Annotated in this window: 20 protein-coding genes; 12 read left to right on the top strand and 8 right to left on the bottom strand. The window is 72.6% G+C overall.

From position 1 onward, the window contains the following. Positions 1-26: 26 nt before the first annotated feature. Positions 27-1349, bottom strand: coding sequence for an acyltransferase (locus tag O7597_RS21330; protein WP_281580512.1), 1323 nt, complete (start codon positions 1347-1349; stop codon positions 27-29). Positions 1350-1610: 261 nt separating this feature from the next. Here O7597_RS21330 and O7597_RS21325 point away from each other — a divergent pair, with 261 nt between their 5' ends. The 5 genes from O7597_RS21325 (at position 1611) to O7597_RS21305 (ending at position 7487) form a co-directional block, all read left to right on the top strand. Next, positions 1611-2936: a polysaccharide pyruvyl transferase family protein gene (locus tag O7597_RS21325; protein WP_269738985.1), complete on the top strand. Its 1326-nt coding sequence runs from the start codon at positions 1611-1613 to the stop codon at positions 2934-2936. An 89-nt stretch (positions 2937-3025) separates the two neighbouring features. Next, positions 3026-4150 (top strand): glycosyltransferase, encoded by a 1125-nt coding sequence (locus O7597_RS21320; protein ID WP_269738986.1) that lies wholly within the window; start codon positions 3026-3028, stop codon positions 4148-4150. Continuing rightward, entirely contained in the window at positions 4141-5193 is a 1053-nt protein-coding gene (gene pseI / locus O7597_RS21315) for a pseudaminic acid synthase (protein ID WP_269742594.1), read from the top strand. Before O7597_RS21320 ends, pseI begins: the two co-directional genes overlap by 10 nt. A gap of 52 nt (positions 5194-5245) precedes the next feature. Then, on the top strand, positions 5246-6352 hold the full coding sequence (locus O7597_RS21310; RefSeq protein WP_269738987.1) for a potassium channel family protein: 1107 nt from the start codon (positions 5246-5248) through the stop codon (positions 6350-6352). A 187-nt stretch (positions 6353-6539) separates the two neighbouring features. Continuing rightward, positions 6540-7487 (top strand): TerC family protein, encoded by a 948-nt coding sequence (locus O7597_RS21305; protein WP_269738988.1) that lies wholly within the window; start codon positions 6540-6542, stop codon positions 7485-7487. A 10-nt stretch (positions 7488-7497) separates the two neighbouring features. Here O7597_RS21305 and O7597_RS21300 read toward each other — a convergent pair whose 3' ends face one another. From O7597_RS21300 to O7597_RS21285, 4 genes are read right to left on the bottom strand one after another with little or no spacing between them, the layout of a single operon-like run. After that, positions 7498-8013: a hypothetical protein gene (locus O7597_RS21300; protein ID WP_269738989.1), complete on the bottom strand. Its 516-nt coding sequence runs from the start codon at positions 8011-8013 to the stop codon at positions 7498-7500. After that, the gene (locus O7597_RS21295; RefSeq protein WP_269738990.1) at positions 7997-8752 is read right to left on the bottom strand and encodes an SDR family NAD(P)-dependent oxidoreductase; all 756 of its coding nucleotides are present in this window, start codon (positions 8750-8752) and stop codon (positions 7997-7999) included. Before O7597_RS21295 ends, O7597_RS21300 begins: the two co-directional genes overlap by 17 nt. Continuing rightward, on the bottom strand, positions 8745-10070 hold the full coding sequence (locus tag O7597_RS21290) for an AMP-binding protein (RefSeq protein WP_281580511.1): 1326 nt from the start codon (positions 10068-10070) through the stop codon (positions 8745-8747). The genes O7597_RS21295 and O7597_RS21290 overlap by 8 nt, the downstream gene beginning before the upstream one ends. Beyond that, entirely contained in the window at positions 10067-10318 is a 252-nt protein-coding gene (locus tag O7597_RS21285) for an acyl carrier protein (protein ID WP_269738992.1), read from the bottom strand. The genes O7597_RS21290 and O7597_RS21285 overlap by 4 nt, the downstream gene beginning before the upstream one ends. 51 nt (positions 10319-10369) lie before the next feature. On the opposite strand from O7597_RS21285, the gene O7597_RS21280 reads away from it, so the two are divergent. After that, positions 10370-10906, top strand: coding sequence for a GNAT family N-acetyltransferase (locus tag O7597_RS21280; RefSeq protein WP_281580510.1), 537 nt, complete (start codon positions 10370-10372; stop codon positions 10904-10906). A gap of 68 nt (positions 10907-10974) precedes the next feature. Here O7597_RS21280 and O7597_RS21275 read toward each other — a convergent pair whose 3' ends face one another. Further along, positions 10975-12735 (bottom strand): glycosyltransferase family 39 protein, encoded by a 1761-nt coding sequence (locus tag O7597_RS21275; RefSeq protein ID WP_281580509.1) that lies wholly within the window; start codon positions 12733-12735, stop codon positions 10975-10977. Positions 12736-13002: 267 nt separating this feature from the next. Here O7597_RS21275 and pseB point away from each other — a divergent pair, with 267 nt between their 5' ends. The 5 genes from pseB to O7597_RS21250 all read left to right on the top strand — a co-directional run bounded on the left by pseB (position 13003) and on the right by O7597_RS21250 (position 18601). Continuing rightward, positions 13003-13986 carry a UDP-N-acetylglucosamine 4,6-dehydratase (inverting) gene (gene pseB, locus O7597_RS21270; protein ID WP_269738995.1) on the top strand — a complete coding sequence of 328 codons (984 nt, stop codon included), beginning with the start codon at positions 13003-13005 and terminating at the stop codon, positions 13984-13986. 76 nt (positions 13987-14062) lie between these two features. After that, positions 14063-15220 (top strand): DegT/DnrJ/EryC1/StrS family aminotransferase, encoded by a 1158-nt coding sequence (locus O7597_RS21265; RefSeq protein ID WP_269738996.1) that lies wholly within the window; start codon positions 14063-14065, stop codon positions 15218-15220. An 11-nt stretch (positions 15221-15231) separates the two neighbouring features. Next, a complete protein-coding gene (locus O7597_RS21260) occupies positions 15232-16068 on the top strand; it encodes a hypothetical protein (RefSeq protein ID WP_281580508.1) in 837 nt (278 codons plus the stop codon). Continuing rightward, positions 16065-17870 (top strand): class I SAM-dependent methyltransferase, encoded by a 1806-nt coding sequence (locus O7597_RS21255; protein WP_281580507.1) that lies wholly within the window; start codon positions 16065-16067, stop codon positions 17868-17870. Before O7597_RS21260 ends, O7597_RS21255 begins: the two co-directional genes overlap by 4 nt. Continuing rightward, on the top strand, positions 17867-18601 hold the full coding sequence (locus tag O7597_RS21250; protein ID WP_269738999.1) for a glycosyltransferase family protein: 735 nt from the start codon (positions 17867-17869) through the stop codon (positions 18599-18601). Before O7597_RS21255 ends, O7597_RS21250 begins: the two co-directional genes overlap by 4 nt. 38 nt (positions 18602-18639) lie before the next feature. Here the strand turns inward: O7597_RS21250 and O7597_RS21245 are convergent, their stop codons facing one another. Further along, positions 18640-18783 carry a hypothetical protein gene (locus O7597_RS21245; RefSeq protein WP_269739000.1) on the bottom strand — a complete coding sequence of 48 codons (144 nt, stop codon included), beginning with the start codon at positions 18781-18783 and terminating at the stop codon, positions 18640-18642. 24 nt (positions 18784-18807) lie between these two features. Between O7597_RS21245 and O7597_RS21240 the strand changes: the two genes are divergently transcribed. After that, the gene (locus O7597_RS21240; RefSeq protein WP_281580506.1) at positions 18808-19653 is read left to right on the top strand and encodes a spore coat protein; all 846 of its coding nucleotides are present in this window, start codon (positions 18808-18810) and stop codon (positions 19651-19653) included. On the opposite strand, the gene O7597_RS21235 is transcribed toward O7597_RS21240, so the two are convergent. Continuing rightward, entirely contained in the window at positions 19618-20385 is a 768-nt protein-coding gene (locus tag O7597_RS21235) for a GntR family transcriptional regulator (protein ID WP_281580505.1), read from the bottom strand. The two genes, O7597_RS21240 and O7597_RS21235, sit on opposite strands and share 36 nt — an antisense overlap. Positions 20386-20398 lie beyond the last annotated feature (13 nt).

Genomic DNA, 20398 nt, shown 5'->3' with positions numbered 1-20398 from the left:
TACACGCAGGTCAGCCCGCCGGTCGCCTACCGTCCCTGCTGGACGGAGCGGTCCTGCCCCGGGCCGGTGGCGAGGTCCACATCGCCGCCACCGGACATCCGCTGGCGCGGCAGCCCGTCCACGACCGGTCCGCCCGGCGTCCCCGATCGCGGGGCACCGCGCGACTCCGTGGCTCGCCCCGGGCCAGCCGGCGTCGCGGACCACCCGCCACCCGGCGTCGCGGGCTCGCCGTCCTGCGGGCCGGGTCGGGGTGGCCGGGACGGGGCCAGGAGACGCATCATCGGCTGCTCCACGTACCGCTGCAACAGCGCGGCCAGGCCCAGGGTGAGCAGCAGGAATCCGATCACCGCGACCGGGCCCCACCAGCCGGGCAGGCCGGTGCCCCAGTCGCCGGTGACCCGCAGGATCGTCATGATCACGAAGACGTGCACCAGGTAGAAGGCGAAGGAGACCTCGCCCAGCCAGACCATCGGTCGGGAGCGCAGCGGTGAGCGCCGCCCGTGCACGTCCGCGTCGGCCGCCGCCGCGATCACCAGGACGTACGCCGCCGACAGCAGTGCCGTCCAGAACTCGGCCGGGATCCACTGGGAGGCCGCCACCCAGGTCAGCACGAAGATCAGACTGGCCAGCGGCAGCCGAGGACCCCGCCAGCGACCACGCAGCATGAGTTCGGCGGCGGCCACGCCCATCCAGAACTCCAGCGAACGGACCAGCGGGAAGACCTGGGCGAACCACCAGCGGTCCGCCTCCGGCACCAGGGCCTGCCCGGGCCACAGCGCCAGGATGAGCAGCGGCACCGCGATCACCACGGCCCACAGCAACCAGGGTCGGGCCCGCCGCACCGCCGGCAGCACCAGCGGCAGACACAGGTAGAAGAACAGTTCGCAGGAGAGCGACCAACTGACGTTGTTGACGCTGTAGAAGTGGCCGGGCCGGGGATCCCAGGCCTGGACGAGGAAGAGGTTCTCCAGCGCCGCCACCGGGTTGATCGGATCGGCGAACCAGAGCATCGCCAGCATGGCCAGCGCCCACAGCACCAGATGGTTCGGATAGATCTTGGCGAACCGTCGCCGCCAGAACCGGCGGCGGGAGGCGCCCGGCCGCATCGACCAGACCAGCACGAAGCCGCTGAGGATGAAGAAGAACTGCACCCCGGACAGGCCCAGGGTGAAGATCTCCCCCACCACCGCCTGCGGGCCGGGGTCGGCGATGATGCGCATGGTGCCGGCGTGGAAACCGAAGACCAGCAGCGCGGCGATCCACCGCAGACCGGTCAGCGACGGCAGGCGGCTCGCATACCCGGGCCCGGCGGCGGGCGTCGGTCGATCGACGGCGATGGTGCTGGTCACCCCGGAACCCTACCCACTGAACCTCGGTCCACCTGGACTGCCCGGCACGCCCGCCGTCGGCGGCCGGTGCGGCCGGTGGCGGTGGCATACCGGATGCACTCGGGCGCTGACCCACAGATCAGTACAGAACTCCCGCAACCGCCGCAGGTGTCATCTGCCGGTCCCGTGACCTACTATTCCGAGACCCGAGAGGGACACCACCCCGTTACCTGGCGACCCGGGGGCGTGGGGCGGACGCACCGACGAGAGGCAGAGCCAGCGATGCACCAGCGGATCCTGATGCGAGCCCGCAAGGAGCCCTTCGAGATCAACTCCCCGGAGGAGACGTTCGACCGGAACCTGATCGGTGACAACGTCGGCAACCTGGTGTTCAGCCACGCCGCGCACAAGCTGCTGGGCGCGCCCGGCGTCGAGATCACCTCCAACCGGTTCGTGGTCAACCCGCGCGCGGCGGACCGGATCAACGAGAAGTACGACGTCTTCGTGGTGCCGCTGGCCAACGCGTTCCGCCGCAGCTACGCGCACCGGGTGGACGCGATGACGAACCTCATCGAGCGGCTGAAGATCCCGGTCGTGGTGCTCGGCGTGGGCGTGCAGACGAACGTCGACGGTGACCGGGAGTACCTGCGACCGATCGACGAGTCGGTCAGCCGGTTCTGCCGCGCGGTGCTCGACCGCTCGCACAGCATCGGGGTACGCGGCGAGATCACCGCGAGCTACCTGCGTACGCTCGGTTTCTCCGCCGTCGAGGAGATCGGCTGCCCGTCGATGTTCCTGCACGGGGACACCCTGCCGGTGGAGAAGCGCAAGGCCACGCTCGGCACCGACGACCGGATCGCGCTGACCGTCTCGCCGTACGTGAAGTCGATGGCGAAGATCATCCAGTCACACCAGCAGCGCTACCCCAACCTGCGCTACATCCCGCAGGACCTGAAGACCCTGGGCACCCTGCTCTACGGCGACGCGCCGGAGGACCGGGGCAAGACCAGCGCGATCCCGCTGCACACCTCGCATCCGTTGTTCACCGAGGACAAGGTGCGGATGTTCGTCGACCCGTGGACCTGGATCGACTACCTCACCGGCTTCGACTTCAACTTCGGCACCCGCATCCACGGCACGATCGTCTCGCTGCTGGCCGGCACGCCCGGCTACCTGTTCGCGCACGACTCGCGCACCCTGGAACTGGCCCGGTACTTCGAGATCCCGCACCGGGTCATGCGGGACGTGCCCAAGGACGTCGACGCCGCCCAGTTGTACGACGAGGCCGACTACTCCGGGATGATCAACGGGCACAAGGCGCGCTTCGCCACGATGCTCGCCTTCCTCGCCAAGCACGACCTGGGCAACGCCTTCGCCGACGGGGACAGTCCGGCGGCATTCGACGCCCAGGTCCGCGCGACGACCTTCCCACCGGCGGTCCGGCCGGCCCTGGCGACCGCACCGGAGGTGCTGCTGCACCGGATCCAGTGGCTCTACGACCGGGACGCCGAACTCCGCGAGCAGCTCCAGCAGCAGCGCCCGGACCGGTTCCGGTCGCGGATCAAGAAGGCCGTTCCGGCACCGGTACGCCGCATCCTGAGCCGTTAACCTGGTGCCGGCCGGCTGTTCAATTACTGAACCGTCGCCGGTCACGTCAGGTTCCAGGTCTGTCCACCCGGGTGGCCAATTGTTTCCGGGTGGTCACACAGCCGACGCCAACGCCGCTGCTGAGCATCGTCGTGCCGGTTTACGGCGTCGAGGCGTACCTGCGCCAGTGCCTGGACTCGATCCACGCCGACATCCCCGCCGACGAGGCGACGCGGGTCGAGGTGGTCGCCGTCGACGACGCCTCACCGGACCGGTGCGGTGACCTGCTGCGCGAGTACGCCACCGAGCATCCCGGGCTGCGCGTGCTGCACCTGGCCCGCAACGTCGGCCTCGGGCCGGCCCGCAACGCGGGCCTGGACGTCGCCACCGGCCGGTACGTCTGGTTCATCGACAGCGACGACTGGCTGCCGGCCGGCACGATCCCGGCGGTGCTGGACCGGCTGCGGGTGGACCGCCCCGACGTGATGATGGTCGACCACCTGCGGGTGCACGAGTGCGGACGCGAAGAGGTGGACGCCAGCAGCCGGCTGCTGCGCGGCACCCCCGGCGTGGTGCGGCTGGCCGACCGACCGCAACTGCTGCGGGTGCAGCACACCGCCTGGAACAAGGTGGTACGCCGGGAGTTCATGGCCGAGCTGGGGCTGCGCTTCCACCCCGGCTGGTACGAGGACATCCCGTTCAGCCACCCGCTGCTGGTCGGCGCGGAGCGGATCAGCGTGCTGGACCGGGTCTGTTATCTGTACCGCCAGGGTCGCCAGGGCGCGATCACCTCGACGCGCAGCGGACGGCACTTCGACTCCTTCGAGCAGTACGACCGCCTCTTCGCCTGGCTGCGGCACCGGCATCCCGACGGGCGCTGGCACGCCGAGCTGTTCGACCTGATGGTGAACCACTTCCTGGTGGTGGTCGGCAACGACGACCGGCTGCACCCACACCTGCGCCGGGACTTCTTCCGCCGGGTGGCCGCGCACTACCGCAGGTACCTGCCCAGTGGCGGCTACCCCCGGCCGGGCGGGGTGTCGGGGCTCAAGCACCGGCTGGTCGGCCGCGACAGCTACCTGGCGTACGCGGCGCTGCGGCGGGCCCACCGGCTCGCCGGCCGGTTGCGGGGCGGCGCCGGTGGGGATCCCCTGACGGACGGGACGGGCCCGGCAGCGGACGGCCCGGCCCGAGATCGCACGTTGGTAAGCACGCACGGAAACGGATCGGAATGACCTTCAAGATCGGCTCGCATCTGGTCGGCACCGGGGAACGCCCCTTCGTGGTGGCCGAGATGTCCGGCAACCACAACGGCGACCTGGACCGGGCACTGTCCATCGTGGACGCGGTGGCGGCCAGCGGGGCGCACGCGCTGAAGCTGCAGACGTACCGGCCGGACACCATCACCATCGACGTGGACACGCCGGACTTCCGCATCTCCGGCGGACACGAGCTGTGGGGCGGGCAGAACCTGTACCGGCTCTACGAGAAGGCGCACACTCCGTACGAGTGGCACCGGCCGATCTTCGAGCGGGCGCGCGCCCTGGGGCTGACCGTCTTCTCCTCCCCGTTCGACGCCACCGCGGTGGACCTGCTTGAGGAGCTGGACGCCCCGGCGTACAAGATCGCTTCGTCGGAGCTGGTCGACCTGCCGCTGATCCGGCTGGTCGCGGCCACCGGCAAGCCGATGGTCATCTCGACCGGGATGGCCACCCTCGCCGAGATCGACGCCGCCGTGCGGACCGCCCGCGACGGCGGTGCCGGCGGGATCGTCCTGTTGGCCTGCACCGCCTCCTACCCGGCGCCGCCGGCCGACAGCAACCTGCGCCGCATCCCGGTGCTGGCCGACGCGTTCGGCGTACCGGTGGGCCTGTCCGACCACACCCCCGGCATCGGGGTGCCGGTCGCCTCGGTGGCGCTCGGCGCCTGCTTCATCGAGAAGCACGTCACGCTGGACCGCGCCGACGGCGGGGTGGACTCCGACTTCTCCCTCAACCCGACCGAGCTGGCCGCTCTGGTGGTCGAGTCGGAGCGGGCGTACGCGGCACTGGGCGGCACGGCGGTCGGGCCGACCCCCGCCGAGCAGGAGGGCCTGCGTTTCCGGCGCTCGTTGTACGTGGTGGCGGACGTGCGGGCCGGTGACGAGGTGACCGTGCACAACGTCCGCTCGATCCGGCCGGCCGGTGGGCTCCCCCCGGTCGAGATCGACCGGGTGCTGGGCCGCCGGTTCACCGCCGACGTGGCCCGTGGCACCGCGCTGAGCTGGGACCTCGTCTGACGGTGCCGGGGCGCGCCGTGCCGATCGCCGGCGGACGGGTATACCTCTGCGTATGACCTTGGTAGCGGTGGCGGCGGGCCTGGCACTGATCGCCGTGGTGGTGATCGACGTCTGGCTCACCGTGCTGCACCCGGACGCGGAGGGACCGATCGCCCGTACGGTCCGGCGGCTGGTCTGGCGAGCCTCGTCACTGACCAGCGGCCGACGCCGCACGCCGCGCCGCACGCCGCTGGTCTGGGCGGGGCCGGTGCTGGTCACCGGCACGTTCCTCGCCTGGCTCGGGCCGCTGGTGCTCGGGGTCGCGCTCGTCGTCTGGCCGAATCTGGACGGCTACCACCGGGTCACCGGTTACGGACCGGCCGGCTTCGTCGACGCCCTCTACTACGCCACCGGGCTGCTGACCGTGCTCGGCTTCGGCGATCTCACCCCGGACACCGGCGCGCAGAAGCTGTTCGCGGTGACCGCCGCCGCCCTCGGCTTCGGCTTCTTCGCCGCGCTGGCCACCTATCTCATCGAGCTGATCACCGGGCTGACGGTCCGTAACCGGTTCGCGCTGACCATCTACGACCAGGTTCGCGGCACCGACGGGGTGGGCCTGCTCGCCCGGAGCCTGACCGACGAGGGGGTCGACGTGGCCCGCGAGCGGTGTACGGCCTGGGCGGCGAGCCTGCGGGAGGTCGACGACACCGTACGTCGGTATCCGCTTGTCGCCCTCACCTACCGGCCCCGCCGCCGGGACTACGACATCGAGCCCGCCCTGGAGCAGATCGCCGCGGTCACCGTCGCGGCCCTGCTGGCAGCCAGGTGCGATCCCTGGCGCGGCCTGCGCCCCCGGGCGGAGGAACTGGCGTACGCCCTGCTGCGCCTTCAGGACACCATCGCCAGTCGGTACCTGGGCCGTCATCTGCTGCTGGCGACCAGTGAGCCGGCGGCAGCCGACGCGGATCCCGACCAGGTTCTCCGACGCGTGCACGCGCGGCTGGTGGACGAGCTGGGGCCCCGGTTCGATCGGCCACCGGACGGCGACAGGTTCGTCGACGAGGTGCTCTCCCGGTCACTGCCCTTCCTCGCGGCGCTGCGCGGCTGGTCGGTGCTCGGGGCCACCCGCGACGGACCACCGATCGGAGTGGCCCGACCGGACGAGCCGGAGCAGCCTTGACGCACGAAGCTTGCTTCGTGAATAATGGTACGTAGTTCGAGGGGGAGTACCCGACGCACTGCGCGCCACCGTCAGTACGGGCCCGGCCGATCCGGGCCCCGGTGACGCGGCCACCACACCGGTGGCCGGGGAGACCTTCGTCTTGCGACGCCGGACGCCGCGTCCGGCCGGACGAGAGGTCTTCCCGGTGTCTGTCTCCTGGTGGGTCTGGGCCCTGCTGATGCTGGCGATCGCCGTGATGCTGGCGATCGACCTGTTCCTGCACCGTGACAACCACGTCATAGGCTTCCGCGAGGCCGCGACCTGGTCGGGCATCTGGATCGCCGCCGGCCTGCTGTTCGGGGTGATCCTGTGGGCGTGGCAGGGCGGTGACGTGGCCGGCACCTACTTCGCCGGCTATCTGATCGAGAAGGCGCTGTCCATCGACAACGTGTTCGTCTTCGCGATGATCTTCGCCTACTTCGCGGTTCCCGCCGCGTACCAGCACAAGGTCCTGTTCTGGGGCGTCATCGGTGCGCTGGTGTTCCGGTTCGTGTTCATCTTCGTCGGCGCGGAACTGCTGGAGACGTTCTTCTGGACCGCGTACCTGCTCGGTGCGTTCCTCATCGTGACCGCCTACAAGATGGCGTTCCGGCACGGCGAGCAGACCCCGCCGGACCGCAACCCGGTGGTACGCCTGGTACGCCGTCTCGTGCCGACCGATCCGGCCTACCACGGCGACCGGTTCTTCACCCGGATCAACGGCAGGCGGGTCGCGACCCTGCTGTTCGTGGTCCTGATCGCGGTCGAGACCACCGATCTGATCTTCGCGATCGATTCGGTCGCGGCGATCCTCGCCATCACCACCAGCACGTTCATCGTGTGGACCGCCAACGCGTTCGCGATCCTCGGGCTGCGCAGCCTGTACTTCTGCCTCGCCGGCCTGCTCCGCCGCTTCGTGCACCTGCACTACGGCCTGGCGGTGCTGCTGGCCTTCGCCGGGGTCAAGCTCATCCTGTCCGAGACCCCGGCCGGCAAGCTGCCCATCCCGGTGACCCTGGGCGTCATCGTGGCGACGATCGCGGTGTCGATCGCCTGGAGCCTGCGCAGCACCAGCTCGCGCCCGGAAACACCGGAGCCCGCACAACTTCGGTGATGGTGCGGTCTCAGCCGGTGCCGGACACCGCACCGTCGGGGAAAGTGCGCGATCCTCGGCCGACGCGGTCGGCCCGGTCGGCCGGGTCGGCGGGGGTGAAGGCGACGGTGACGACCAGGTCGTCCAACGGCAGGGTGCGCCACAGCCAGGCGGTGCCGGGCGGCACCTCCAGGCCGTGCCGGTGCCACCAGGTGGCCACCGGCACGTCGGCGAGCTTGGCCAGACACTCCACCCGGGTCCACCGGCCCCAGAAGTCGGTGGACCCGAACCGGCGGGCCAGGGCGACAGGAGGCGCGGTGGCGGCGCGCTCGGCGTCGATCGCGACCCGCCACCCGGGCACCGGTGGGGCGTACCAGCCGACACAGCGCCCGTCGCCGAGGTGGCTGCGGGTGACGGCGGCACCCGAGTCGGCCACCGTCGCCACCCGCAGGTGCCGTGGTGCGGCGGCGAGCAGGGCGGACACCCGTTGTCCCGCGCCGTCGACGGCGCGGGACAACGGCTGCGGCAGGTCAGATCGAGGCGGCACCGTCGACCACGATGACCTGGCCGTTGATGTTCGTCTGGTCGCGCAGCAGCAATCGCACCACCGGCACCACCTCCTCCGGCTCGGTCAGCTGACCGGTCGGCGTACGACGCACGATCTGGTCGAGCTGGGTCTGGCCGAGCACCGCCGACATCTCCGAGGCGAAGAAGCCCGGGGCGACCGCGTTGACCAGCACCCGCCCACCCAGTTCCCGGGCCAGCGAGCGGGTCGCCGCGTCCATCCCGCCCTTGGTGGCGGAGTACGCGACCAGGCCGGGGAAGCCGCGCTGCGCGCAGATCGAGGTGATGTTGACGATCCGCCCGCGCCGCCCCTGGGCCAGCATCCGTCGCACCGCCAGCCGGGTGAGCTGCAACGGTGCGGTCAGGTTGGTCTCGATGATCCGGGCGATGTCGGCGGTGGCGGTGTGCACGTGCAGGCTGTCCTGCCCGACGGCCGCGTTGTTCACCAGGCCGTCGATCGGGCCGAGCCGCTCCTCGGCCGCGCGGAGGAACGCCTGCGCGGCGGCGAGGTCGGTCACGTCGACCGGGCCGACGTGGGTCCGCTCGGGGTGGGCGTCGGCGAGCTTGGCCAACTCGGGTGTGACGGTACGGGCGAAGGCGGCCACCTTCAGGCCCGATTCGAGCAGGTCGGTGACGATGGCCAGACCGAGACCGCGGGATCCGCCGGAGACGAGCACCACGGAGCTGGGCGGTACGGGGGTGGGGGTGGTGGGGTCAGACATCGCTCTTCAGGGTCTCCTTGACGGGAATCTCGGTCAGCACACGGATCCGCCGCGGGACCGCGTACTCGGGCAGCCGGTCGGCGCACCAGCGCACCAGCGTCGCCTCGTCCAACGTCGCCTCGGCGGGCACCGGCCGCCGGTCGGCCGGGCCGATGCCGTCGGCCGGCCGGGCGGAGCCGGCCGACGCGGTGGCGCCCACGGTCGGTACCACCTCGGCCACGACCATGTGGCCGAGCAGCGGGGCCCGCCGACCGGTGACCCGGGCCCAGGCCACCCGCGGATGCGCGGTCAGCACGTCACGGACCACTCCGGCGGAGACCTTGCTGCCACCGACGTTGATCTCGTCCGCGTCGAGCCGACCGGTGATCAGCACCCGGTCACCGCTCACCTGCGCCCGGTCGCCGGTGCGAACCGGACCGTCCAGCCCGGCACCGTGGTACGGCGAGGTGATCACCAGCTCCCCGTCACGCACCCCGACCGTGGGACGGCCCGGAGCCGCCCGGTCCAGCCAGTCCACCGGGAACCCCGCCCGCCCGTCGTGCACCACGATGGCCGCGCCGACCTCGGAGGAGGCGTAGATCCAGGAGATCCGGGCCGCCGGGAACACCTCCCGCAGCCGGTCCAGGATGGTCTGGTCGACCGGTTCGCCGCCGAGGGTCAGCTGCCGCAGCGGCACCCGGGCCAGCCCGGCCGGGTCGCGGTGCAGGGCCCGCCGCCAGAAGGTGGGGGTGCCGGAGGCGGCGTCCACACCGTGCTCGGCCGCCAGTGCCGGCCAGTCGTCGAGCTGATCCGGTTCCACCACCACCAGGTGCTGCCCCGGCTGGGTCAGCGACAACGTGACCACCTGCCACCAGGCGTACGTGCCGGGGGCGTACGGGCAGAGCCAGGTCCGCGCCGGCTGCTGCCCCCGCACGGTGGTGAGCGATTCGAGGGTGTGCCCCACCCGCTTGGGCCGACCGGTGGAGCCGGAGGTCAGCAGCCACAGCCGGCCGGGCTCGGCGGTCCGCGCCGCGGGCGCCGTCGCGTCCCCGGCCGGCGGGGCGCCCAGCTCGGTGACCGCGAACCCGGCGTCGCGCAGCTCCGCGCGCATCGCCGCGTCGACCCGGCTGGCGGCGCTGAGCAGCAGCTCGGTGCCGTGCACGGCGTGGTGCCGGGCGGCGGCGAGCGCGTACCGGGCCGAGTGGGCCAGCGCGGCGACGGGCTCCGGGAGAGTCAGCTCCGGCAGGTCGCGCCAGGTCAGCGTGGCACCGTCGACGACGATCCGGTTGTCCGCCCCCGCCGGACGGACGGGGGCCGGCGGGGCGGTCTCGACGCTCACTGCCGCTGCAACTCGACGAGGAAATCCAGCACGTCACCGACGGTGGCGATCCGGCGCAGCCCGGGAGCGTCGAAGTTCAGCTCCTCCCCCGTGGCGTCCTCGACCCGCAGCGCCAACTCGGAGAAGTCCAGCGACCGGAAACCAACCTCGCGCAGATCGGCGGCGTCGTCGGCGGGCAACGCCTTGCCCTGGTTCTTGAGAACCTCGCCCATGAGGTCGCGAATCTGCGTCCGACTCAATTCCTTCATGCGGCGGAGTGTACAGCCAGGTGAATCGTGATTAGGGTGCCCGGTGACCAGGTGAACGGAGCGGAAAGCGAGCGGTACGTGTTGCGTGACGCCACCGAGGACGACGTTAACCTGATGTTGTCCTGGCGCAATCAGGAAATCAACCGACAGGTCAGCAAGACCAGTCACGTCATCACCGTCGAGGAGCACCGACGGTGGTGGTCGGCGGTCCGCCAGGATCCCTCCCGCCGGGTGCTGACGTACCTGCGCGACGGCTTGCCCAGCGGCGCGGTCAGCTACTTCGACCTGCGGTTGTCCGGCCCGCGTACCGGCGGGTGGGGGTTCTACCTGGACGCCGAGGGGCTGGCCGAGCGGGGTGACACGCTGCCCGCCTGGCTGGAGGTGATGCGGGAGGCGGTCGACCACGCCTTCGACGTGCTGGCGCTGGACCGGCTCGACGGCGAGGTGCTCGCCCACAACACGGCGGTACGGCAGATGAACCGTCGGTTCCGTTTTGTGGAGGGGCCCGGCCGCCAGGAGACGCACGACGGCCGGGAAATCACCGTCATCCCCATTTCCCTGGAGCGCGCGAACCGTCGCGTTCGCTGATTCTTGGCATTCCGTCCACGCATTGTTCACGTGGCTGTCGGGTTACGTTGGCCGGCCCGGCGCGAATGTCACCGGCGCCGCCATCCGGCCCACTTCCGCTGCGGATCGCCGCCCAGCCGGACGAAGCCGTACCGCGCGCCGTCCCAGTCGCCGGGCTCGCCGGGCGCCCAGCGGGCGAAGACCACCTCCGCGTCGGCCGGCGGCCGGTCCCGGAACCACGGCACCTCGGTCCAGGTGACCTGGTGGCTGAGGTTGAACCGGAGCTGGTAGGGCACGCCGGTGGAGGCGGCGACCCGGTCCGGTGCCCGGACCGCCAGCCCGGTCACGCTGGGCACAGGCGTGCCGGCGGTCGCCAGCGGGCGGATCAACCGCTGCGCGATCACCTGCATGGTCGCCACGTTGAGCACGACCAGCGCCGCGAGCACGACCGCCAGCAGGCTGGTGCGCGCGGCCGGACGACGGATCGCCAGCACGAGCACCAGCAGCAGGCAACCGGCGATCCCGATCGCGGCGCCGACCAGGGGCCGCATCTGTCGCCACCCGTCGGTCAGGGCCATCAGGTCCGGCGCGCTGAACCCGCCCCAGCGCAGCCGCGCGCCCTCGGCCTCGGCGTGGTCCAGGCGCAGCCGGATCAGTGCCCCGCCCGCCGCGAGCAGCAGCACGGTGACCCCGAGCCGGCGCAGCAGCGGCCGGTACGCCGTGCCGAACAGCAGCCCGACGCCGACCAGCATCCAGAACGGGGCGAACACCTGCACGTAGCGGGCGTAGATGGCGTCCGGCACCCGGTCCGGCACACCGGCCAGGACGACCTCCGCGCCGACGGCGACGCCCACAGTGGTCAGCAGGGCCATCCCGAACGTCCACCGGGCGGCGGCACCGCTCCGGCGGCACACCCTGGTCACCGCCTCGGCGCCGGCCAGCCCGGCCAGCCCGAAGGTGACCACCGTCAGGTACCACAGCTGCGTACCGACCGACGCCAGCACCTGCGACAGTCCGCGGACCGAGGTGAGCGCCCGCACGGCGTTGCCGCCGGCTGGCTCGCCGAGCAGGCGCACCGTGTCGCCGAGCAGCCGTACCCCCGCCTCGTTGCCCAGCGCCGCGACCGCGACCGGCAGCACCGCCGCCAGCAGCACCGCCGGGTCCAGCCGACGGCGGACGAGAAGTGCCAGGACCAGCAGCGCGAATCCGGCGACGATCACCACGCCGCGCGAGTGCACCAGGTGAGCCGCGCCCGCCAGGGCACCGCACACCGCCGCGGCGACCGGCCCGGGTCGGTCGACCAGCCGGTGCACGGCGAGCAGCCAGGCCAGCAGCAGCGGCCCGAACACCGCGTCGGTCATCGCCACCGTGGGGTGGAAGGCCACCGCCGGCAGGGTCACCGCACCGACCGCCGCCGCCAGCGCCGCACCGGATCGCAGCCCCAACAGCCGGCGACCGAGCAGGTACGCCAGCGGCAGGATCGTCGCGTTGAGCGCCGCGTTGATCACCCGTACCAGCAGGTAGGTGTCGAGGAACTCCCGGTCCAGGAGGAAGGCCGGCGCGATCAGCAGCGGGTAGCCGATCCGGCGGAGGGTCTCGTTCTCACTGCTGAACCCCCCGGGACCGCCGGCCAGGGCGCGTGCGGTGTTGAGGTAGCTGTCCTCGTCGGTGTGCGCGAACGGCATGCCGGCGTGGCGGGCCAACCAGATCCGCCAGGCGGTCGCCAGCAGCCAGCCGCCGACCAGCAGCAGGGGCAGCAACCAGCGACGGCGGCGCCGCGACACCGACCCGCCCGGGGCCACCGTCGCGTCCGCGTGCTCGGCCCGGGTCGCCTCGACCTCGACGGTCATCGTTCCTCCCACGACACGTCCGGGCCGACGGCGGCCGTCCGCACGCACCTGGGATCCCGGTCGGGTGGAGACCCTAGTGCCCAGGTCGACGCAGCTCGGTGGGCACGGCGCAACGACCGCAGGTGTTCGCCAACCGGGTGCCGGCCATTCACCGCCGTACGACACGTGGTTAACCGCAGGGCTCGGGCCCGTTAACCCGCCGCGTCTAGCGTTCCCACCCGGCCGGCCCAGGCCGACCGCGAATCCGACACACACGGGAGCACCAAGTTGAGCGAGCTGAACGGATCGTCCATCCTCGTCACCGGGGGAACGGGTTCCTTCGGCAGGACCTTCCTGCGGCACCTCCTCGCCGATACCGATCCGGCCCGGGTGGTGGTCTTCTCCCGTGACGAACTCAAGCAGTACGAGCTGCGTCAGCAGCTCGGCGACGACCCTCGGCTGCGCTGGTTCATCGGTGACATCCGCGACCGGCACCGGCTGACCCGGGCCATGCACGGCGTGGACCACGTCGTGCACGCCGCCGCCCTCAAGCAGGTCGACACCGCGGAGTACAACCCGTCGGAGTTCATCGCCACCAACATCACCGGTTCACAGCACGTCGTCGACGCGGCGATCGAGGCCGGCGTGCAGAAGGTGGTGGCGCTCTCCACCGACAAGGCGTCCAGCCCGATCAACCTGTACGGCGCGACCAAGCTGGTCGGCGACAAGCTGTTCATCTCCGCCAACCACTACGCGGCGCAGCACCCGACCCGCTTCGCCGTGGTGCGCTACGGCAACGTGGTCGGCAGCCGGGGCTCGGTGGTTCCGCTGTTCCGCCGGCTCGCCGCCGAGGGCAAGAGCCTGCCGATCACGGACAAGCGGATGACCCGCTTCTGGATCACCCTGGACCAGGCCGTGCAGTTCGTCATCGACTCGTTCGACCAGATGCAGGGCGGCGAGCTGTTCGTTCCCCGCATCCCCAGCATGCGCATCCTCGACCTGGTCGAGGCGGTCGCCCCGGACGCGACCACCCACGAGATCGGCATCCGGCCCGGCGAGAAGCTGCACGAGGAGATGATCGCCCCGGACGACAGCCGGCGGACGCTGATCGCCAAGGACCGGTTCATCGTGCAGCCGACCATCGCCACCTGGGGCTACCAGCCGCCCGTCGGCTGCGAGCCGGTGGCGGACGGCTTCGCGTACCAGTCGGACACCAACGACGAGTGGCTCACCGTGCCCCAGCTGCGTGAGATGCTCGGCATCGCGGCATGAGCGAGCACCGCGAGCGAATCATCAGGCTCGGCGGCTCCGTGCCTCATGGCGGCACGCAGCGCAGCGGAGTGCCGTCATGAGTTCTTTCCTGCCGTACGGACGCCAGTCGGTGACCGACGACGACGTGGCCGCCGTGGTCGCCGCCCTGCGCAGCGACTGGCTCACCACCGGCCCGGAGGTGGCCGCCTTCGAGGCGGACATCTCGGCCTGGGCCGGTGGCGCCGGGGTGGCGACCGTCTCCAACGGCACCGCCGCGCTGCACGTGGCGTACGCGGCGGCCGGTGTCGGCCCCGGCGACGAGGTGGTCGTGCCGCCGATGACGTTCGTGGCCACCGCCAGCAGCGCGGTCGCCCTCGGTGCCCGGATCGTCTTCGCCGACGTGCAGGAGGAGACGTTCACCCTGGACCCGGCGGCGGTGGCCGCGGTGACCACCGAGCGGACGAAGGTCGTCGCCGCGGTGGACTACGCCGGTCACCCGGCCGACTACGACGCGCTGCGGACCGCGCTCGACGGCGGCGACGCGCTGCTGCTCGCCGACGCGGCCCACTCGATCGGCGCCACCTACCGGGGCCGGCCGGTGGGATCACTTGCCGACCTGACCACGTTCTCGTTCTTCCCGACCAAGAACCTGACCACCGCCGAGGGCGGCGCGGTCGCCACCACCGATCCGGGGTTGCTCAAGCGGGCCCGCCGGTTCCGCAACATCGGGCTGGTCCGGGAACCGGACGAACTTCGGTGGCCGGACGAGGGCGGCTGGCACCAGGAGGTGCACGAGTTCGGCCTGAACTACCGGCTGCCGGACGTGTTGTGCGCGCTCGGCCGCAGCCAGTTGCGCCGCCTGGACGCCTTCCTCGCCCGCCGCGCCGAACTGGTGGCCCGCTACGACGAGGCGCTCGCGGAACTGCCCGGCGTGCTCATCCCCGGCCGACGCGACTGGGCGGCACCGGCCTGGCACCTGTACCCGATCCGGGTGCTCGACGGCCGCCGCCGCGAGATCTACGAACGGATGCGCGCCGCCGGCATCGGCGTACAGGTGAACTACATCCCCGCGCACTGGCACCCGGCCTTCGCCGATCTCGGCTACCGGCGCGGCAGTTGTCCCGTGGCGGAGGCCTTCTACGCCCAGCAGTTGTCGCTGCCGCTCTACCCTGGACTACGCGACGCCGACCAGGAGCGCGTCATCGACGCGTTGGCCGCGGCCCTGCGCGGCACCTCGCTCCGGCCCGCCGCCTGAAGGAAAGCCCGATGCACCACGCCAACCACTTCTACGGTCACGCCCACGTGCTGGCCCGCTACGCCGGGCTGGGTGACGGCCATCCACCCCGGATCAACGGGTACGTCCAGCACGGCTGGAACATCGGCGACGGCCTCGCCCCCGGTCACCCGTACGCCGAGCGCACGCCGAGCCTGCTCTGGTCGGAGCAGACCCGGCGGCGGGCCTGGTCGGTCGGACGGCGCAACGTCACGGTGATCGGGGCCCCGTTCGTCTACCTGCTGGCCATGCGGCCGGAGGAGGAATCACCGCCGCACCGGGAGGGCACCATCTGGTACCCGTTCCACGGCTGGGAGGGCCAGCACGTCAAGGGCGACCACAAGGAACTCATCGCCCGCATCCGGGACACCGAACCCGGCCCGGTGACCGTCTGCCTGTACTGGCACGAGCACCGGATGCGGCGGGTACGCCGGCTCTACGAGAACGCCGGCTTCCGGGTGATCTGCCACGGCTACCGGGGACACTGGTGGAAGGACACCGACCCGCAGTTCCTGGACCGCCAGCTCGCCGAGCTGCGCCGCCACCGCCGGGTCGCCTCCAACCGGCTGACCAGCGCCATCTTCTACGGCATCGCGGCCGGTTGTGAGCCGGCGGTGTACGGCGACCCGATGGTGCTGGCCGACGAGGACCCCACCTTCGGCGGCACCGCCCGGATCCGCCGGCAGTGGCCGCAACTGCACGGCGAGCAGGTGCACCTGCCGACCGCCGTCGAGATCGCCCACGCCGAACTGGGCACCGACCACCGCCACCCGCCCACCGCGTTACGGGAGCTGCTGGGGTGGGCGTACCCGCAGGAGGAGACGACGTGACAACCGAGACGGCGTCAGCGGTGACGCTGCCCGGCGGCGAGATGCTCGCCTGGTCCGACCGGACGGATCCAGCCGACGACGGCCCCCTCGCCGCGTTGGTCGCCCGCCTGGTGCCGGCCGGTGCCCGGGTGCTGCTGGCCGGACCGCACGGTCCGGCGCTGCTCGACGCGCTGGCCCGCACCCGGCTCACCTGCCTGCTGCGCGGCTACCCGGACGCGACAGCGGTCGCCGGTCGGGTGGACCGGGTCCTGGTGACCGGCCCGCGGGGCCTGCCCGCCGGCGAGGAGTACGACGTGGTGATCGCCGGTGCCGGGCTGGAGGCGATCGAGTCGGTCGAGGGTGACCCGCTCGGCTGGGACGCGCTGCTGGCCCGCCTGGTGGCGGCCGTCCGACCCGGCGGTGACCTGCTGCTACGGCTGGACAACCCGCTCGGCGTGCACCGGCTGGTCGCCGCCGAGAGCTGGTACGCCGGCCGGGGCGACGCCGAGTGGACCGTCGGTGGTGTGCTCGACGCCGCCCGTCCCGCCAACCTGGCGCAGGTACGCGAGCGACTGACCGCCGCCGGGATGCGTGCCGGCACCTGCTACGCCGGGTATCCGCGGCCCGACCTGACCACCGCGCTGCTGGCTGTCGACGAGCTGGCCCGGCGCACCACGAGCGGGCTGTTCGACGCGGTGCTGCACGCCGCCTGCACCGACGGGTACACCGGCCGCTTCGTCCTCGCCGACCCGGCCCGGCTGGCCGTGGACGCCCTGCACGCCGGTCGCGCCGCCGACCTGGCCCCGTCCTGGCTGGTGCTCGCCCGCCGGCCGGCCACCGATCCGGGCGGTGCCGACGACGACGCCGGTGACCCGCTGCCGCGCCTCGGCCGGCCGGAGGACCCGCCGCCCGGGGGCGGACCCGACCGGCTGCCGGTGGCGTTCGTCGCCGACGCGACGGCGGGCGGCACGGTGGTCGAGGTGCGGGACGGGCCACCGGGCTGGCACTGGCACCGGACCGGCGTCGCCGTGCCCACCGCGTCGGCCGACGCGCCGGACGCCGGCCGTGCGGCCGCCCACCGCGACCCGGCCGCCCCCGACGGACCGGTGCCGGACGGGCGTCTGCTGCGCAGCCTGCTGCTCGACGGATGCCTGCGGCGCGACACGGCACTGCTGCGCCGGCTGCTCCGTGGTTACGCTGACTGGCTCGACGGCCAGGCCGAGCAGGGACGGCTCGCCGGGGCGGTGGCCCTGGCCGGGGCGGACGACCTGGTCGTCGACGGTGACCGCTGGGGAGTGCTCGACCGGGGCTGGCGGGCCGACGCCCCGTTGCCGGTCGACGTGGTGCTGGCCCGGACGCTGTGGCGCTTCGCCGCCGACCTGCTCACCGGCGGGTACGCCCACCCGTGGACCTCCACGCTCGACGTGACGGGGCTGACCGTGCTGCTGGGTGGGGTCGCCGGACGCGACTTCGACCGGGCCGTCGTCGAGGCCGCGACGGAGAAGGCCGCGACGGCCGAGGTCAGCCCGACCGACCCGCCGCCGGGCCCGCGCAGCTACCAGCAGCTGCGCGAGGCGTGGCTGCGCCAGCGGGAGGAGAACGCCCGGCTGAGCGCGCTGCTCAAGTGGACCGAGAACCTGCTCACCTCGCGCGAACGTGCGCTGCGCCGGGCCGAAGCGAAGCTGAACCTGCTGAGCGGTTCGCTCAGCTACAAGGTCGGGCGGCTGGCCCTGACCCCGGCCCGGATGGCCAAGCGCGGTGCCCGCGCCGCCAAACGCCGGGCCCGCACCGCCATCGCCGTGAAGCAGGAAGGACCGGAATGACGGACCGTATCGTCGGCATCGTGCAGGCGCGGATGGGTTCGTCCCGGCTGCCCGGCAAGGTGCTGCGTCCGCTGGCCGGGCGCAGCGTGCTCGGCCGGGTGGTCCGGGCCGCCCAGGACAGCGGCGTACTGGCCGACCTGGTGGTGGCGACCAGCAGCGACGTCAGTGACGACGCGGTCGTCGCCGAGTGTGACCGGCTCGGCGTCGCCTGGCACCGGGGCCCCGTCGACGACGTGCTGACCCGCTTCGTCGGCGCCCTGGACGCCCGTCCCGCCGACGCGGTCATGCGCTTCACCGCCGACTGTCCGCTGCTGGACCCGGAGATCGTCAGCCTGGTCGCCTCGGTGTACCGGGCCGTGCCGGGGCTGGACTACGCCAGCACGTCGATCGCCCGTACCCTCCCCCGCGGTCTGGACGTCGAGATCATCCGGGCGGACGCGCTGCGTACCGTCGACCGGCTCGCCACCGACCACCACCGGGTGCACGTGACCTCGTACGCGTACGCGCATCCGGAGGTGTTCCGGGTGCTCGGCGTGACCCTCACCCCGGACCGCTCGCAGCTGCGCCTCACCCTCGACACCGAGCGCGACTGGGAGCTGGTCCGCGCGGTGGCCGACCACTTCGGTGACGTCAGCGTGCCGTTGGCCAAGCTCGCCGACTGGCTGGACGGGCAGCCGACGCTGCGGGCGCTCAACGCCGACGTCCGGCAGAAGCGGTTGGAGGAGCGCTGAGCAGGTTACGTGTCGGGCTGCGTTGCGACGCCGGGCCGCTACGCGGTGTCGGGCACCTGGTTCGCTGTCTCGCGCTCGGCGAGGAGTTCCAGGCCCGGGGCGCCACCGTCGAGGTCTTCGGCACCGTCGACGGCGTCGGGTGGGCGGCCGACCAGCTCACCGCCCGGGGCATCGCGTCGCACCCCGGCGCGGACACCCCGGACGAGTTGGTCGCCGCCGCCCGCCGCCACGACCTCGACGTGCTGGTCCTCGACTCCTACGAGCTGGATCCCGCCGGTGCGGGGGCGCTGCGGGCCGCCGGGGTGCTGACCCTGGCCATCGTCGACGGGGACACCCGGGGACAGGACGCCGACCTCTACGTCGACCAGAACTTCGCCACCGACCTGGCGGTGCCGGCGGGCCGGCTGCTCGCCGGCAGCGGGTACGCCCTGCTGCGTGCGGGCGTCCTGGCCGCCCGGCCGGCGGCCCCGCGCCCGGCGGTGACGGTCGATCCCCCCTCGGTGCTGGCCTTCTTCGGCGGCACCGACGCGGTCGGCGCGGCACCGGTGCTGACCGAGGTGCTGCTGTCGACCGGCCGGCCGATGGAACTCACCGTCGTCGTCGGCCGACCCGAACTGGGCGAGCGGATAGCTGGGCTGACGCCCGGCCCCGGGCAGTCGCTGCTGCCGGTGCCGCCCACCGGCACGCTGCCGGCCCTGATCGCCGCGGCGGACCTGGTGGTCAGCGCGGCCGGTACCTCCACCTGGGAACTGTGCTGCCTCGGGGCGCCGTCGGCGCTGGTCTGCGTGGTGGACAACCAGCGCGAGTCGTACCACCGGGTGGTCGCCGCCGGGCTGGCCGCCGGTCTCGGTGAGCTGCCCGCGCTGGCCGGTGACCCGGCGGCGGTCCGCGCCGCCACGGACACCCTGGCGGGGCTGCTCGACGACGGGGCCCGCCGGGCGGAGCTGTCCGCCCGGGCCTGGGCCACGGTGGACGGGCGCGGGCGGGAACGGGTGGTGGACGCGGTGCTGGACGCGCTACGGCACGTCGCGGCTGGCCCCCCAGCGCAGTGACAGGCCCCGCGCGGCGCGGTCGGTGTTGATCTGCATCATGCTGCCGAGGATCGTCGCCCGGTCGACCACGATCGCGGTGCCGTCGAGCGTGTAGGTGGTCCGGTCGCTGATCAGCACGGCAGCACCCGGTGCGTCGTCGAGGTGTGCCGCCAGCGCCATGTCGAGGACGCCGGGCCGGATCGTCTCGGTCGCCCGGGCGACCGAGACCCCACCGGCGGCGAGCGCCTCGTACAGCGACGTCGTGGTGAAGTCCACCTCGCGCAGACCGGCCGCGTGTGACGCGCGTACCCACGAGACCTGGTGCACGGCGCGACGGCCGGCGAACGCGCGCACCCGCTCCAGCCGCAGCCCGGAATCGGTGACGCCGGCCCGCAGCGCCCCGGCGATCCGCGCCGGCAGCCGGCGCACCGCCCGGCCGACGACGGTGGTGCGCACCTCGTGGCCCTGATCCCGCAGGTCGTCGGCGAAGCTGCGCAGCGAGCCCAGCCGGTACGCCAGGTGTGGCGGGGTGACGAAGGTGCCCCGGCCGGGTTGCTGCTCGATCAGACCCTCGTCGCTGAGCTGCCGCAACGCCTGCCGCAACGTCATCAGCGTGACACCGTAGGCGGCGCTGAGGTCGCGTTGGGAGGGCAGCGCCTCGCCGGGCCGGTAGTCCCCAGCGCGGATCTTGGCGGCCAGGTCGGCGGCGATGGTGCGGTACCGCGCCGTGGGTGCGTCCTGCCCGGTAGCCATGCCGCCGCCCGCC

The organism is Verrucosispora sp. WMMC514 (genome assembly GCF_027497295.1).
Taxonomy (GTDB): domain Bacteria; phylum Actinomycetota; class Actinomycetes; order Mycobacteriales; family Micromonosporaceae; genus Micromonospora; species Micromonospora palythoicola.
This window is presented reverse-complemented; position numbering and strand designations above follow the sequence as displayed.

Bases quoted from the DNA above. Each gene is read 5' to 3' on its own strand.
- O7597_RS21275 (WP_281580509.1), bottom strand. From the start codon at position 12,735: ATGACCGTCGAGGTCGAGGCGACCCGGGCCGAGCACGCGGACGCGACG.
- O7597_RS21325 (WP_269738985.1), top strand. From the start codon at position 1,611: ATGCACCAGCGGATCCTGATGCGAGCCCGCAAGGAGCCCTTCGAGATC.
- O7597_RS21285 (WP_269738992.1), bottom strand. From the start codon at position 10,318: ATGAAGGAATTGAGTCGGACGCAGATTCGCGACCTCATGGGCGAGGTT.
- O7597_RS21295 (WP_269738990.1), bottom strand. From the start codon at position 8,752: ATGTCTGACCCCACCACCCCCACCCCCGTACCGCCCAGCTCCGTGGTG.
- O7597_RS21265 (WP_269738996.1), top strand. From the start codon at position 14,063: ATGAGTTCTTTCCTGCCGTACGGACGCCAGTCGGTGACCGACGACGAC.
- O7597_RS21235 (WP_281580505.1), bottom strand. From the start codon at position 20,385: ATGGCTACCGGGCAGGACGCACCCACGGCGCGGTACCGCACCATCGCC.
- O7597_RS21250 (WP_269738999.1), top strand. From the start codon at position 17,867: ATGACGGACCGTATCGTCGGCATCGTGCAGGCGCGGATGGGTTCGTCC.
- O7597_RS21260 (WP_281580508.1), top strand. From the start codon at position 15,232: ATGCACCACGCCAACCACTTCTACGGTCACGCCCACGTGCTGGCCCGC.
- O7597_RS21310 (WP_269738987.1), top strand. From the start codon at position 5,246: ATGACCTTGGTAGCGGTGGCGGCGGGCCTGGCACTGATCGCCGTGGTG.